Genomic DNA, 15,169 nt, shown 5'->3' with positions numbered 1-15,169 from the left:
GGGTTATCTTAGAGAAGAGATCTTGTCGTCAGGCTGACAACTTCCTGACCAAATTGTCAGAATGCATTGAAAGCGAAAAATACTTTTCACCGCTGGCGGGTAAAAATGGCTGACAGGTGTTGTTGTGAAACTGACAGCCAGTCAGGAGTAATAAAACAGGCATTACCAAAGCGTTTTCGGCAATACCTGTTACGAAAAAGTATCGGTTTATAAGCGGATATAAAAAATTATGCCTTTATACGCTGTCAGGTGTGCGAGGCTTTCGGTGGATCAATCAGCAATGAAAAACCAAAGGTATTAACGCCGTCGTGGCTGGTGGCGAATACCTCACCATGGTGCATCAACGCTACCGCACGCACAATGGAAAGACCAAGCCCGTGTTGAATGTCACTGCGAACGCGGGAAGTGTCTACGCGGTAAAAACGCTCGAACAAACGCACCAGATGCTGTTCTTCTATTTTTTCGCCAAAATTGGCCACACAAACCAGAGCAAACTCCTTCTCCTGTTTCAAGGTGACAGTTACCCGGGTGCTCTGCCACGCGTAGCGGGCGCTATTTTCCAACAGGTTCGCCAATGCCCGATGAAATAATCGCCGGTCAATACAGGCGTTCACATCACCGTCTATTTGAACGGTCAACTGCCTCTCGGCAAATGACGGCTCAACATATTCGGCAGTTTTAATACTTTCTTCGCGCAACGACACCTGGGTGAGCTGCGTAGCATGTTCACCGGCCTGGGCGTGAGAGAGAAACAGCATGTCGTTAACAATGGCGGTCATGCGCTCCAGTTCTTCAAGGTTGGATTGCAACAGTTCTTCCAACTCATGCACATCGCGCTTGCGCGACAAACCCAATTGGGTTTGGCCAATCAGGTTGGTTAACGGGGTTCGCAATTCATGCGCAACATCGGCGTTAAAACTTTCCAGCTGTCGCCAGGCAATTTCCTGACGGGCCAGCACACCGTTAAAGGATTCTGCCAGCGTTTGCAGCTCAATTGGCAGCGTTGTTTGATCCAGTCGCTGACCGGCGTTGCCCGGCACCAGGTTGTGCGCCTGTCGGCTTAAATAATTAATGGGCCGCATACCGATCCGCGCAATGGCAAAACTGAGTAAAGCCACCAGCACGGCTCCCACCAGGCTGACCACAATTAATACGCGGGTGAAAGCCGCCAGCGTATCCATATAAGGGGTGGAATCAATAGCGATAACATAACGCAACACAGGCCTTACGCCTTGTGCAGGCAAGTCGATACTAAGCAGATAAATCGAACAATCGTTGTCCGGCCCGGCAACGCGGCTGAAACCTGTTGCCAGGTTTTCCCAATTGACACCTTCGGGCGGCGGGCCGCCGACCTGATAGCGTTCATCGCCAACAATCCAATATTGAACCCGCCCACCCTCGGCGTTGGAAAGATCAGTGAATTTGCCATTTACCGTATGCCATTCATCAAGGTCGGTGCGCGCTAATAAATAAGGCCGCACCAGCGAATGACGGTATTGCAGCTCGCTGTACATTTGCTTGCGCAAGGAGTCATGTAACGAATATCGCAACAACAAGGCACAAGTAGCGACAATAACCACAGATGCCAGCACAAACATCAGTGCCAGCCGGGCGGAGATAGAGCGTTTAATCATGGTGCTGCCTGTTTTTACGCGATGCATCCGGTCGGGTTTCCAACACGTAGCCCATGCCACGCACGGTGTGCAACAGTTTAACCGGGTAGGGCGCATCGACTTTGGCACGCAACCGTTTGATAGCAACCTCTACCACGTTGGCATCGCTGTCGAAATTCATATCCCACACCTGTTCGGCAATCATCATTTTGGAGAGAATTTCTCCCTGATGACGCGCCAGCAAACTCAACAAGGAAAACTCTTTTGCGGTCAGCTCCAGACGCTCCCCGGCGCGGGTAACACGGCGGGCTAATAAATCGATATGCAAATCGTCAATTTGCAGTTGTGTAACATCGGCACCATCGCTGACCCGACGGCGCAGCAAAGCTTGAATGCGAGCGACCAGCTCAATCAATGAAAAGGGCTTGGGCAAGTAATCATCCGCTCCACCGCGCAAACCTTTTACCCGTTCATCAACCGAACCCCGCGCAGACAACATCAGCACCGGCGTTTGTTTGTGAGCACGCAGCCCTTCAAGTACGCTGTAACCATCTACGCCTGGCAGCATTACATCCAGAATCACCGCATCGTAGTCATGATGAATGGCCTGGTGCAGACCATCCAGACCGTTACTGGCAACGTCTACAGTGAAACCCAGTTCGCTCAGCGCACGGTTGATATACGACGACGTTTTTTCCTCGTCTTCTACCAGAAGTAAACGCATTCTATTTTCTCCTGACTGCACGGGCACCCGGGCCGTGCTTGTTTACCATTGTAAATCCAACTCTCCAACGCCAGCCTGACTTTTTGCTGACATTTTTGTCAGCAAGTCGGTTTGCAACGTTCAGGTGTTGCCAGTTAACACAATATAAATAATGTCGCTGAAAGCGCTGCAAATGCCTCGCTCCAGCTTGCTAAAGTCAGGGGTAGAAACAACTATCACAGGGAACCTCACTTATTGACCAAAGCGCCTGAATTATTCAAACGCGGAGAAAATCATGAAATTTTTATGTTTGGCTTATGGTGCAGAAAAAGATTGGCAGGAACTGAGTGACCAGCAACAACGGGAATTTTTAGCGGAAGACGATGCATTACGTCAAGGCGGGGCGCTGGTATCAGCCGTATCACAAGAGGTCACCACCGTTACCGCGTGGAGCGGATCACCGGTAACCTCGCGTGAAAGCTTTGCCCAACCCGGCCTGCCGTTGGCAGGGTTTTCTATTATTGAAGCGGCCGATATTCGCGAAGCTGTGAAAATGGTCTCCGGTACGCCCTGTGCGCGAGCAAAAGGAGCCATTGAAATCAGAGCCCTGTCGGATCAATAGCCATGCCGGGGGGCTCTGTTTTTTAATACAACGTTTTAAACACAACCTTAGCGAGGAATAAAATCCAGTACGGTAGCATTAATACAATAACGCGGCTTACCGTTGGGGCCATCATCAAATACGTGCCCTAAATGAATACCGGATACTTTGGCGCGAATTTCAGTGCGCTGCATACCGTAGCTATTGTCCGGCTTTTCAATCACAGCGCCATCCACCGGTTTGGTAAATGACAGCCAACCGGTGCCGGAATCAAAACGGTCGCGGGTATCAAACAACACCGCACCACTCAGCTTGTCAACAAACACACCGTCCGGCGTATTTTTGAAAATTTCATATTGTTTGCAAAAACGCTGATCGGTGCTTTCTTCAAAGGCCACCTGAAAGGCTTCGCTTTTACCCAACTTGAACTGGCCGAGCAGCAGATAAAACTGTTCCGGGCTCATATAACCCTGACGGCCAAAAACTTCCTTGCCATCTTCCAGCAAAATAATGGTCGGCGTAGCCCAGGTAGGCGTTTTCAAACTCAGCCCGTCCAGCTGACTGGCAAAACGGAAGTGCAGGGGAATATCACCCTGATAATGGTCGGCCACATCGGCTTTGAATTTTTTGCAGTAGGGGCAAAAATCTTCGGCATCAATCACCAGAATGTGTTTGCCGGAAAGTAGCCCGCTATTGTCGGCGGTCGATGGCTGTTGGGCGCTTTGATCAAAACGCACCCCGGTGGAATGATCCGGGCAATAACCATTGGGGTTTTTGGCAATGTAATCCTGATGGTATTTTTCTGCCGGGTAAAAGGTTTCCAGCGGTTTGATCACCGTGGTAATGCTGCCGTAACCGGCCTGCGTCAGTAACGGCTGGTAAGCCGCCAGCACTTGCTGTGCGACTTCAGCTTGCTGATCACTGTTGGTCAAAATAATAGAACGGTACTGGGTACCAATGTCATTGCCCTGACGGTTCAGCTGCGTCGGGTCGTGCATTTCAAAGTAGCGCTGCAACAGGGTTTGCGCGCTGATAACGGCCGGGTTAAAGGTAATTTGCACCACCTCGGCATGGTTATCCGGATTATGCTGGTTTGCTCGTCGGGTAATGTCTTTATAGGTGGGTTTCACGCCGCGACCGTCGGCGTAACCTGATACCGCATCCACCACACCCTCCATCGCTTCAAAACGCTTCTCCACGCCCCAAAAACACCCGGCGCCCACCACAAGGCTATCCAGATGACGGGTTGCAGGCATGGTATCGGGAGCGGCTTGTACACTGGCGCCAAACAGCAAGGTAAAACCGATAAGGATGTTAAAGCAGGAGGACAAGCGCATAGCCACCTCGGCAGGAAATAGGGGACAACCGGAAAGGAATTCTTTAGAGCATCGCTGCGGTCAGCCGGTTCCCTGAATAATAGCGCGGCCCGGCGATTACGCCTGATGAAATTGCAGGCAATAAAAAAGGCGAAATCCGAAGATTTCGCCTTTCCAGTGCTGCATCTGCAGTCTGATTAGCTGTTAGACAGCCTTATAATCAGATAGCCTGGATGTTTTCAGCCTGTGGGCCTTTTTGGCCTTGAGTAACGGTGAAGCTTACGCGCTGACCTTCAACCAGGGTTTTGAAGCCTGAGCCAGAAATGGCGCTGAAGTGAGCGAAAACGTCCGGGCCGGATTCTTGTTGAATGAAACCGAAACCTTTAGCTTCGTTAAACCATTTTACAGTGCCAGTAGTAGTTTTAGACATAGTGTTACCTATTAATCAATACAGAAGTAAATTTACCCCCGAAGGGAAGTTATGCTGGAAATTCGGGAATTACTTATGTAAACACTACGAAAAACCTACTGGAACTTCGAAGTTTGAGGCATAAATATTAAGCGTATTTTCAAGCTGTGCCCGATATTACGCTGATTTTTGACAATGTCAATCACCCGTTTACTCCGAAACCAATATTTCTTGCTGATTCCCCCATCACGGGCGTCAGTAAAAGGTTGGGAACAGGGTACTGGCAAGGGGTGTCGCCAATAAAACACCGGGGAACCGGTTAGCGCAGGGCGGTAAAGTTCTGAACGGAGGCGCAGACGCTTTATCTGAACTATTTACCGGCGATATCACCCACGCGAAAATTTTTCACATCGCGCAACGGCGGCGCGCCAAATAATCGGGTGTATTCACGGCTGAATTGGGAGGCGCTTTCGTAGCCGACTTGTACCGCCGCGCTGCTTGCGTCAAGGCTGTCGTTCATCATCAATTGTCGCGCTTCCTGCAAGCGCAAATTTTTAATGTATTGCAGCGGGCTCATACCGGTTACTGCACGAAAATGCTGGCGAAAAGTGGAGGCACTCATATGCGCTTTGGCTGCCAGATCATCTACCAACACATCTTGCGTAAAGTTTAATTTCAACCAGGAAATGACGCGGGCAACTTGTTGGCCGGGTGAACCGATAGTAACCAGGTGTCGCAGTATTGGCCCGTGCGCGCCATGCAATAAGCGCAGGGTAATTTCCTGCTGAATAAGCGGCGCCAGGGTTGGCAACAAAGCCGGTTCATCCAGAAGACGAATCAACCGGCACAATGCATCCAGCAAGTTCTTATCCAGATCAACCACGGACAAGGCGCGGGCACTACCCGGTTTCAAATCACGGACGAACTCCATTTCAGACACCAGTTGGGAAATTACCCGCGCATCAAGATCCAGCCAAACGCCAAGATAAGGCTCATCAACACTGGCCTGAGTAACGTGCGCCACTACCGGCACATCAATGGATGTAACCAGCGATTGATTGACACTGTAATCGAAAATGTCGCTGCCCAAAGTGACCCTCTTTGCCCCCTGCACAGCAATGCCCAAACCCAAACCATAAATACACGGCATAGGTGCCGATACCTGACTGCGGCGATACACCCGTAGCGCAGGTATTTGCGTCAGGTAATCACCATCCTGGTGAGCAATTTTAAGTACAGCACGGGCTAACAATTCAGCGTCCATCGTCATTCACCTTCTCTCTGCAAGAGCTGACTGCACATTCCTGTAAGAGTACCTCTCAACCCGGCTTATTAAGGCCGGGCTACATAAGTAAAAGACTATCACTCTTTGGCAAACTCGTTACCAAGCACGATGACCATTCGTTGAATCGGGCAAGAATTGCGTCACTTTTGACAACCGGGTATTGCCTGTTTCAGGGCAGACTGTCTCGCATAGCACTAATGCACAGCCAGAGGCCGCCATGAAAAACGTTTTAATCATTAACGCACATCAGTTTTATGAGGGAATCTCCGCCGGAAGGCTGAACACAACATTGGTCGGTGTTATTCAGGAAGAAATGGAAAAATTCGGTTGCAGCGTTCAGCACACCGCCATCGAACAAGGCTACGACGTTGACGCCGAAGTGCAAAAGCATCTCTGGGCAGACCTCATTATTTTGCAATCGCCGGTTTACTGGTTTAACACGCCCTGGATTTATAAAAAGTATGTGGATGAAGTATTCACTGCGGCCATGTTGAGTGGCCACTTTATTACCGGTGACGGCAGAACACGCGAAGACTCCAGCAAACAATACGGCACCGGCGGCACACTGCGAGGTAAAAAATACATGTTGTCCCTAACATGGAATGCTCCGAGAGAAGCGTTTGGGGATAAAAGTCAATTGTTGTTTGAGGGAAAAACCGTAGATGAAGTATTTATGCAAAATACCGCCAATTACAAATTCTGTGGCGTAGAAATTTTGCCGTCTTTTTCATGCCATGACGTCATGAAAATTCCCGAAATAAATTCGGATATTATGCGTTTAAGAAAACAAATTTCAGCTATTTTATAATTTAATACGGAGATATTTCATGAACAGTATAGAAGATAAGAATAATGAACTTTCATTAGAAAAAAAATCTTTAAGCCGTCGCGAACTTTTAGCCAATACCGCATTGATAGGTGCGGGGTTAGTGGTTAGCAACCTTGCAGGGGCGGCAACGCCTCAAAATTTTAATGCAGCAGAAATCCCCAAAAGAAATATTCGTAAAAACAAGTCAGAAAATGTTTTGATAATTAATGCCCATCAAATTTATAAAGGAATCTCCGCCGGAAGGCTGAACACAACATTGGTCGGTGTTATTCAGGAAGAAATGGAAAAATTCGGTTGCAGCGTTCAGCACACCGCCATCGAACAAGGCTACAACATTGACGCTGAAGTGCAAAAGCATCTCTGGGCAGACCTCATTATTTTGCAATCGCCGGTTTACTGGTTTAACACGCCCTGGATTTATAAAAAATACGTGGATGAAGTATTCACTGCGGCCATGTTGAGTGGAAAATTTATTACCGGTGACGGCAGAACACGCGAAGACTCCAGCAAACAATACGGCACTGGCGGCACCCTGCAAGGTAAAAAATACATGGTATCGCTCACCTGGAATGCACCGGAAGAATCCTTTGGCGATAAAAACCAGCGGTTGTTTGAAGGTAAAACCGTAGATGACGTTTTTGTGCAAAACACCGCTAATTACAAATTTTGTGGCGTAGAAATTTTACCGTCGTTTTCATGCCATGACGTTATGAAAAATCCGAAAATTGATGCTGACATTGCACGTTTGCGCAAACAGCTTTCAGCCATTTTTACAAACGCTTGAAACATGTCCTCTTATCCGGAGATATTCTATGAGCAACGATAGCAATGCGAATGGCAATTTTTCAGCAGAAGAAAAACCCTTCAACCGCCGCGATTTTCTGACCAATACCGCGTTGATAGGTGCGGGCCTGGCGCTCAGCAAATTTTCATTAGCTGGCGCCCCGCACCCGACGGGCGCAACCGAAAGCACCAGCAGTAAAGTTAACCACACCATAAAAACGCGCAAGTTGGGTGCGCTGGAAGTTTCTGCAATGGGCGCAGGCTGTATGAGCATCAGTGCCAACTACGGCCCACCGGCCGATAAACATCAGGGCATTCAAGTCATTCGCAGAGCCTATGAAAAAGGCGTCACCTTTTTTGATACTGCAGAAGTCTATGGCCCATTTACCAACGAGACGCTTGTCGGTGAAGCCCTTGCTCCCTTTCGCGATAAAATTGTTATCGCCACCAAATTTGGTTTTGATTTGGAAAAGGGGGGTTTGAATAGCCGACCCGAACATATCAAGAAGGTTGTAGATGCATCCCTAACGCGTCTGAAAACAGATCGTATCGATCTTTATTACCAGCATCGCGTTGACCCGAGCGTTCCTATTGAAGATGTGGCCGGTGCGATTAAAGATCTTATCCAGCAAGGCAAAGTGTTGCATTTTGGCCTCTCTGAAGCCAGTGCGCGCACTATTCGCAGGGCGCATGCCATTCAACCGGTTGCCGCCGTACAAACTGAATATTCGCTGATGAATAGAGACCCGGAAAACAATGGTGTGCTTGCTGTTTGCGAAGAACTGGGTATTGGCTTCGTTCCCTGGGGGCCAATGGGCATGGGTTACTTGACGGGAACCATTGATGCCAACACACAGCTTGATGCTGCTACCGACCTTCGCGCAGGTTTTGAACGCTTCACGCCGGAAAACCTGGCAGCCAATAAACCTATTATTGATGTATTGAAAATTTTTTCAGAAAAGAAGAATGCCACACCCGCGCAATTTGCACTGGCCTGGTTAATGGCACAAAAACCCTGGATAGTGCCTATTCCCGGCACTCGCAACCCGAACCATCTTGATGAAAATCTGGGTGCTGTACATATTGCGTTAACAGCAACTGAGCTTCAGGAAATAGATACTGCTTTTTCCAAACTGACAGTACATGGCGGTCGGATGAGTAAAATGCAAATGGAAAGAGTGGAATCCTGATAGTTATCTATTTTATAGCCCTGAGCAATACGGACAAATTTGTAGCCGCTTTGCAATAAATTCCCCTGCGAAGGGGAATTTTATTATTGGCTGATAAAATGTCGTTATGCCCCTGTTATCGCAGCAAATCACGAAACACTCTGGCGAGTGACTTGACGGCGGCTTCCAATTCCATGGGTGTGTAAGCCGCGAAGCCCAATAAAAAACCGGCTTGCGGTTTGGCGGCGGCGTAAAGCCCGGTTAATCCGAACAGGTCTATCCCGGCGCGGCGGGCGCCATCAATCACAGCCTGCTCGGAAACGTCACACACCAATTTGCAGGGGATTTGCATACCGCCATCCGGCAAAGCTGGCGTAACGTAATCCGAAAGGTGCTTTTCAATCAGTTGCACCAATAGGTTCAAGCGCCCGGCGTAAATGAGCCGCATGCTGCGCACATGAGCACCAAAATGACCGGCCTCGATAAAACGGGCGAGTGTTAATTGCGGAATCGGCGCGCTGTGTCCGTCCAGCAAAGTACGGGCGCGGGTCATCGGCTCGACCAGCACCTCGGGCAACAACATATAACCTATACGCACACCGGGAAATAGCGACTTGGTAAACGTGCCCACGTAAAGGGTGCGGTCGTAATGGTCCATGCCCTGAACACACGCGGTCGGCTTGCCGGCATAGTGAAACTCACTGTCGTAATCGTCTTCAATAATCCAGGCTTTTTGTTGCGCCGCCCATTCGACCAATGCCAAACGTCGATCCAGCGTCAACGTTGCTCCGGTAGGAAACTGGTGCGACGGGCTTAAAAACACCACCCTGGCGGGCGTTGGCGAATGGCGAAGCGCATCCACCTGCAAACCCTGTTGATCAACCGGAATCGGAACGCACTCCAGCCCGGCGGCTTCAAAAGCTTTTCGCGCACCGTGGTAAGCCGGGTCTTCTATAAAAATGCGATCACCGGCATCCAGCAACACCTGGGCGCACAAAGCGATAGCCTGTTGCGAGCTGGTTAAAATCAAAATGCGCTCTGGCGTTGCCCGCGCGCCGCGCTCAAGGTTGATGTAATCCGCTACCGCACAACGCAGCGCCTCCATACCTTGTGGCGGCCCGGCCTGCAATGCCAGGTGGCCATACTCTTTTAATACCTGCCGCTCCAGACGCTCCCACACCGGCAACGGAAAATTACGCGTTTCCGGTACGCCCTGCACAAAAGGGCGGGGCGCCGGGAAATTGCGAATACCACCACCGCGAAACATCGCCAGGCCGCGTTGGCTTAACGCGGTTTCGTGGTTCTCCAGCGGAATGGAACGCTTCACCCGCCGCCCGGACGAACGCTGGGCCATCGCAGAAACAAAACTGCCGCTGCCCACGCGCCGCTCAATAAAACCCTCCGCATGCAACTGGCCATAGGCCGTTTCTACCGTATCCCGCGAAACCGCCAGCGATTTCGCCAGGGCGCGGGTGGCAGGCAAGGGCTTTCCCGAAGTAAGCACCCCATCGAGAATCAGCTGCTTTATCGCCCGCTGAATTCTTACATGCAACGGAAACGCCGCATTGGCAGGGTTAACCAGCCAGGCTTTTACCGTTTCCAGTTGGGATGACTTGAACAATTGGCCGGTACTCATAGCAAAAAGTGGATGGCTCTATCAGGCCATTTAATTGCTATAAAGACAAGCCTGATTTGTGGCTCCGGAGAGTTACCGCTGATGTACAGCTATTTGGAAAAACCTAAACGGTCATTTGATCTGTTACACCCCGCCATCGCCGCGTTAATGACCGTTATCGTCAATTACGGCGGCACCTTTGTGCTGGTATTTCAAGCTGCCAGCATGGCAGGGCTGTCTGCGGAATTAACCGCGTCCTGGGTATGGGCGTCATCGATTGGTGTGGGGCTGACCTGCATTTTGCTGAGCTGGCGCACCCGCGAACCGATCATTACCGCCTGGTCTACCCCGGCAGCTGCGTTTCTGATTATTGCTTTGCCAACCATTTCCTACGCGGAAGCCATCGGCGCTTATTTGATATCCGCCGCGCTGTTTATCGCGCTGGGGCTGAGCGGTTATTTCGAAAAAGTGATCCGGCTGATTCCGCCCGGCATCGCCGCCGGTTTGCTCGCCGGTATTTTGTTGCAGTTTGGTATCGGTGCCTTTGCTGCCGTAAACATTGAACCACTGTTGGTGATATTGATGATTGCCAGCTACCTGATATTACGGCGGGTTGCAGGTCGTTACGCGGTGGCAGGCATGATGGTCGCGGGGCTGATGTGGCTAATGCTGCAAAACCGGCTGGATTTATCCGGCATTCAACTGGCCATAGCAACACCGGTTTTTACGGCACCGGCTTTTTCGTGGAATGCACTGTTAAGTGTGGCACTGCCATTATTTTTGATAACGCTGACCGGCCAGTACATTCCCGGCATGCTGGTACTGCGCAATGACGGCTATAAAACCAGCGCCAACCCGATTTTGACCGTTACCGGCCTCGGCTCTTTGTTATTCGCGCCCTTTGGTTCCCACGCCATGAATATTGCCGCGATTACCGCTGCCATTTGCACCGGCAAGGAAGCCCATCAGGACCCTGGCAAGCGCTGGATAGCCGGTGTTATTGCCGGTGTGTTTTACATACTGGTGGGAATATTCGGCGTAACTCTGGCGACCTTGTTTATGGCATTCCCTGCCGCGTTTATTGCAGCGCTGGCTGGTATTGCCTTGATCGGTACCATCTCCAGCAGCCTGACCGCCGCCATCGCTGACCCGGCCTCTCGTGAAGCCTCGCTGATTACGTTTTTGGTTACCGCTGCCAATATCACCTTGTTCGGTATCGGCGGCGCTTTTTGGGGCTTGCTTATCGGCCTCGCTGCGCACGTTTTATTAACTGCAACCTTGTCAAAAAAACTGAAAAGTGAGTAAACGCCATGAGCAACAACCCGGAAATTATCGTTACACCCGTAAAGCAGGAAGACTACGAGCAATGGTTGCCCTACTGGAAAGGCTACCAGGAATTTTACAAAGTCCAACTCGCGGATAACGTCACCGCAACCACCTGGCAGCGCTTCTTTGATGAAAAGGTGCCGGTGTACTGCGCCGTCGCAAGGGAAGGGGAAACCATCCTCGGTTTTGCCCACTACTTATTCCACGATTCCACCTGGGGAATCAATAACTACTGCTACCTGGAAGATCTGTTCGTCAACCCGGCCACCCGCGGCAAACACATCGGCAAAAAATTGATTGAATACGTAAAAGAAAAAGCCGCCGAAAAAAACAGCGACCGCCTTTACTGGCACACCCAGGAAACCAACAAAACCGCACAGCGGTTGTATGACTGGGTGGCGGATAAACCAGGGATTATTGAGTACAGAATTGATTTTTAACGCAATGAAAGAGAGGGGATTAACTTCCCCTTTTTTGCTCCCCCACAATAATCCGCATGGCATCTATCGCCATCTGGTGATCAATTTCCTGTGCCAAACCGGATACCGTTACCGCGCCGATCAAACCACTGTTTTTAAGGCGAATGGGAAATGAACCGCCGTGGGCGCAATACTCTTTGGGGTCCAGATGGGGGATTAACTCAAAGTTACGATTTTTGAGCGCGTTATATTGCCCCTGATAGTAAGAACTGTGGCTAAAGCGCATAACGGACTGGCGTTTACGTTTTATCCAATCGTGATTGTCTTTATTGGTGCCCGGCATAAAGTAACTGAACAACACATGCTCAAAAGCATAAACTTCAACAGCAATTGGCGCCGCCGTTTTATCGGCAGCAGCTTTAATCAAATTGCCCAATTCCCAAGCTGTGTCGTTGTTGAAGTAATGAAGTTGGAGCTCATCTTCCTGGGCTAATAACTCATTTAAAATATCGTTGTTCATATGGATTCTTCCACGGGCATAATTGCTGACATTTGTGCTAGTGCTTTATTCTGGCCGGGCTGGTTTTTGCTTTCAAGGGATAACTCTGTGATTCCTTCTTCATCCTTTAACTTTGGTGGCAATATTAAGGCGCTTCCGGTAAGTAGACCAGTGACTGCATCTACTGGCTCACTCAGAAAACCAACGAAACGGCACAGCAGTTATATTACTGGTCGGTGTAGAAGCTTGAGGTTATTAAGTATCTGCTTGATTTTTAGACCCAAGACTTTCTATCGATTAAAAAACCAAAGTAATTCACCCCGAAGAGAAAAAATTTTGGTTTATTTTGCAATGTCTGCTTTCGGCCAAAAGCGGACCCTGAAGCTAACTCGCCTACGAGCCCAGAAAATCAATAATCAAGTTAAGGATTAAGCTCCGAGATCTGCCTTTAATCACCTTATCTCTGTCATTGTATTCAAGGCCTATCCCTGCAAAGAAATATGAATCGATTTCTGGGGATTCAAAATTAATTTCCCTATCAACATGAAAAAATGCCCCTCCACTCATTCCTCTTAGTGAATAACCTTTATGTTTATATCCTTCGTGTTCGTAGGTAACATTTTCATTGTCATGCTTTCCAATTAAATCAGTGCTTGTCTTGGAGTATAACTCAGAGCCTAACAATAAAAATTTGGCATTTTCCCACTTCAGGGTTCCGTCGCTGAGGTGGGTTACATATTGAGCGATATGCGGCTTGGTTGATTTCGTTTTATGAATATTTTTTACTGCTTTAGCTTGAGGAAAACCGATCCATGCAAACCCATTCTCTTTAAAACTTTTAGATGGTCTAATATCTTCAATATCAAAATAATTTTTATCTTCAATCTTATAAATTGTGTTGCAAATAACAATGTCATACTCAGTATAGATTTTATATGTATGCGTGATTTCAGCTAATGAAATAAATGATCCATCAATCGCAAACACACCGAAATTTTCTATACCAATTTCACTTTTATCTAATGCATGAGCAGCAAAAATACAAAAGAATTCAGATTTGTATTTTACAAATGTTATTGTTGAGGAAAAATAAAAACCTCCAAGTCCATCTTTTTTATAAATAGGACATACAAATCTTTGTGCAACACGTGAAAATTTTCTTGCTTTGTAATTCTCACTCATTGTGAGGTCAATCCTTCCATTTATTGCAATTTATTATAACACTACGGCCAAAAGCGAACGTTATAAACAGTTCTGATACTAAACAGAAATAAATATTTAAAAAAATAATGGTATTTACTTGTTATTACTGTGGTTTACCGTCAGGCATTAGCCTGAAGATCTTCCAGCGCGAGACTTATTTCTTTTATTTCTGGCTCGGAGAAAATGCTGTCTGATTGCTTCTCTTCTTTCCAGGTTGTAGGGTCGCCATCTTGAAACGTGACACTAAAATGCCCCGAAATTGGTGTTTCATATTTCTCGCATAGGTTAAATTCCCCATCATCAACTTCTCTTTCGATTTTTACCAATCGTTGAGCGTCCACGGAAGATAATTCTACTTTGGATGCGGTAGATTTTATCGAACAAATGATATTTGCGCTAAAAGGAACAAGCAACGAACTATCGGATATATTTTTTATATCGCCAACTAAATAGCTTAAATTATTTATATCAAATGAATAATCGTGATACTTACCAATGGTATGATCTATTAGATCGCCACTAAAAACATCCGCCAGCTCCGACACCGCTAACTCTGATGATAATTTATTAAGTATGTACTCCTTGTGGATATTTAACAAAATCCTACTTCTATCATCACTATTTAGGTGATTAAAGTATTGACCGTCGAGTTTTGCAGGGCCACTAGAAAACAAATCTGATAGGCTATCAAAACATAAAATAGTTTCACCCTGTAATTTTTCTGAAAATCTTTTATCCCCGGTTACAAATACCACTTTCTCACTGATATTAAGTATTTCTTTGATACCAAAATAGATAAATGCGTCAGGAATATCTACTCTATTTTTGATTTTATCAAACGGCGTTGCGCCATCAAAGTATGCATCCATAACCAATTTTCCGTGTTCGGGAAGTATAGGGATAATGGATGCATTTGTATTAACTTTAAAATCATTCCAATTATTTATAACTTTCTTCAAAATGCCATTAATTTCGTTCGCAGCAATTGATGCAGTAGCGTTGAATGTAAAATCAAAACCCAGGATTTTAGGAGATTCGTAATACTTGTGAAGTAATTGCGTTGCCTTAACCACGTTATCATAAGAACTTTGAGCTTCGCCTTTTATCCATGATATATATTCCTTTTCGACAATCTCGGGAATATAAATTTTATAAATACCAACCCGAGTATATTTCACAATTTCTTTGAAAAGCTGAGAATTCAATTTCGGAACTTGTCTAAACACAGAAGAATCCAGTATTAAGGGTATGCTCTCATCCATTTGTTTTCATCTCGTAATCAACCTCATGTCTTTCAAACAGAATACGTCATTCGTTGCATTTTTCAGCACTACTGAAAAATTTAGATGGATAATTTGTGTATCTCTTAATTTTTTACCCAATGCAATTCTATTCCCTA

The 15,169-nt window shown here is 47.5% G+C and carries 15 protein-coding genes; 6 read left to right on the top strand and 9 right to left on the bottom strand.

Features of this window, described 5'->3' with window-relative positions:
- Positions 1-245: 245 nt before the first annotated feature.
- Both C4F51_RS01070 and C4F51_RS01065 read right to left on the bottom strand, forming a co-directional pair.
- Positions 246-1,634, bottom strand: a complete 1,389-nt coding sequence (locus C4F51_RS01070) for a heavy metal sensor histidine kinase (RefSeq protein WP_193906390.1) — start codon at positions 1,632-1,634, stop codon at positions 246-248.
- Positions 1,627-2,337 carry a heavy metal response regulator transcription factor gene (locus tag C4F51_RS01065; RefSeq protein ID WP_193906388.1) on the bottom strand — a complete coding sequence of 237 codons (711 nt, stop codon included), beginning with the start codon at positions 2,335-2,337 and terminating at the stop codon, positions 1,627-1,629. The genes C4F51_RS01070 and C4F51_RS01065 overlap by 8 nt, the downstream gene beginning before the upstream one ends.
- A 274-nt stretch (positions 2,338-2,611) precedes the next feature.
- Here C4F51_RS01065 and C4F51_RS01060 point away from each other — a divergent pair, with 274 nt between their 5' ends.
- A complete protein-coding gene (locus C4F51_RS01060) occupies positions 2,612-2,938 on the top strand; it encodes a YciI family protein (RefSeq protein WP_193906386.1) in 327 nt (108 codons plus the stop codon).
- A 47-nt stretch (positions 2,939-2,985) separates the two neighbouring features.
- Here C4F51_RS01060 and msrA read toward each other — a convergent pair whose 3' ends face one another.
- From msrA to C4F51_RS01045, 3 genes are all read right to left on the bottom strand, one after another.
- Positions 2,986-4,254 carry a peptide-methionine (S)-S-oxide reductase MsrA gene (gene msrA / locus C4F51_RS01055; protein ID WP_193906384.1) on the bottom strand — a complete coding sequence of 423 codons (1,269 nt, stop codon included), beginning with the start codon at positions 4,252-4,254 and terminating at the stop codon, positions 2,986-2,988.
- A gap of 199 nt (positions 4,255-4,453) precedes the next feature.
- Positions 4,454-4,663 (bottom strand): cold-shock protein, encoded by a 210-nt coding sequence (locus C4F51_RS01050; protein WP_193906382.1) that lies wholly within the window; start codon positions 4,661-4,663, stop codon positions 4,454-4,456.
- Positions 4,664-5,012: 349 nt separating this feature from the next.
- A complete protein-coding gene (locus C4F51_RS01045; RefSeq protein WP_193906380.1) occupies positions 5,013-5,912 on the bottom strand; it encodes an AraC family transcriptional regulator in 900 nt (299 codons plus the stop codon).
- Between the two features lie 232 nt (positions 5,913-6,144).
- On the opposite strand from C4F51_RS01045, the gene C4F51_RS01040 reads away from it, so the two are divergent.
- The 3 genes from C4F51_RS01040 to C4F51_RS01030 are packed head-to-tail and all read left to right on the top strand — an operon-like array spanning position 6,145 to position 8,729.
- Positions 6,145-6,735 (top strand): NAD(P)H-dependent oxidoreductase, encoded by a 591-nt coding sequence (locus tag C4F51_RS01040; RefSeq protein ID WP_193906378.1) that lies wholly within the window; start codon positions 6,145-6,147, stop codon positions 6,733-6,735.
- A 19-nt stretch (positions 6,736-6,754) separates the two neighbouring features.
- On the top strand, positions 6,755-7,540 hold the full coding sequence (locus tag C4F51_RS01035) for an NAD(P)H-dependent oxidoreductase (protein ID WP_193906376.1): 786 nt from the start codon (positions 6,755-6,757) through the stop codon (positions 7,538-7,540).
- Positions 7,541-7,568: 28 nt separating this feature from the next.
- Positions 7,569-8,729: an aldo/keto reductase gene (locus C4F51_RS01030; RefSeq protein WP_193906374.1), complete on the top strand. Its 1,161-nt coding sequence runs from the start codon at positions 7,569-7,571 to the stop codon at positions 8,727-8,729.
- Positions 8,730-8,844: 115 nt separating this feature from the next.
- On the opposite strand, the gene pdxR is transcribed toward C4F51_RS01030, so the two are convergent.
- Positions 8,845-10,344, bottom strand: coding sequence for a MocR-like pyridoxine biosynthesis transcription factor PdxR (gene pdxR / locus C4F51_RS01025; protein ID WP_202987577.1), 1,500 nt, complete (start codon positions 10,342-10,344; stop codon positions 8,845-8,847).
- Positions 10,345-10,425: 81 nt separating this feature from the next.
- On the opposite strand from pdxR, the gene C4F51_RS01020 reads away from it, so the two are divergent.
- Together C4F51_RS01020 and C4F51_RS01015 are read left to right on the top strand one after the other, a co-directional pair.
- Positions 10,426-11,628 (top strand): benzoate/H(+) symporter BenE family transporter, encoded by a 1,203-nt coding sequence (locus C4F51_RS01020; RefSeq protein ID WP_193906372.1) that lies wholly within the window; start codon positions 10,426-10,428, stop codon positions 11,626-11,628.
- 5 nt (positions 11,629-11,633) lie between these two features.
- Positions 11,634-12,089 (top strand): GNAT family N-acetyltransferase, encoded by a 456-nt coding sequence (locus C4F51_RS01015; protein ID WP_193906370.1) that lies wholly within the window; start codon positions 11,634-11,636, stop codon positions 12,087-12,089.
- A 19-nt stretch (positions 12,090-12,108) separates the two neighbouring features.
- Here the strand turns inward: C4F51_RS01015 and C4F51_RS01010 are convergent, their stop codons facing one another.
- The 3 genes from C4F51_RS01010 to C4F51_RS01000 form a co-directional block, all read right to left on the bottom strand.
- On the bottom strand, positions 12,109-12,588 hold the full coding sequence (locus C4F51_RS01010) for a heme-degrading domain-containing protein (protein ID WP_193906368.1): 480 nt from the start codon (positions 12,586-12,588) through the stop codon (positions 12,109-12,111).
- 372 nt (positions 12,589-12,960) lie between these two features.
- Complete coding sequence (locus tag C4F51_RS01005; RefSeq protein WP_193906366.1) at positions 12,961-13,749, bottom strand: hypothetical protein; 789 nt, start codon at positions 13,747-13,749, stop codon at positions 12,961-12,963.
- Between the two features lie 140 nt (positions 13,750-13,889).
- Complete coding sequence (locus tag C4F51_RS01000) at positions 13,890-15,032, bottom strand: PIN domain-containing protein (protein ID WP_193906364.1); 1,143 nt, start codon at positions 15,030-15,032, stop codon at positions 13,890-13,892.
- Positions 15,033-15,169: the final 137 nt, after the last annotated feature.

The sequence above is a fragment of the Cellvibrio polysaccharolyticus genome (genome assembly GCF_015182315.1).
Lineage (GTDB): Bacteria > Pseudomonadota > Gammaproteobacteria > Pseudomonadales > Cellvibrionaceae > Cellvibrio > Cellvibrio polysaccharolyticus.
The sequence above is the reverse complement of the archived record's forward strand: the minus strand, read 5'-3'. Positions and strand labels throughout refer to the sequence as shown.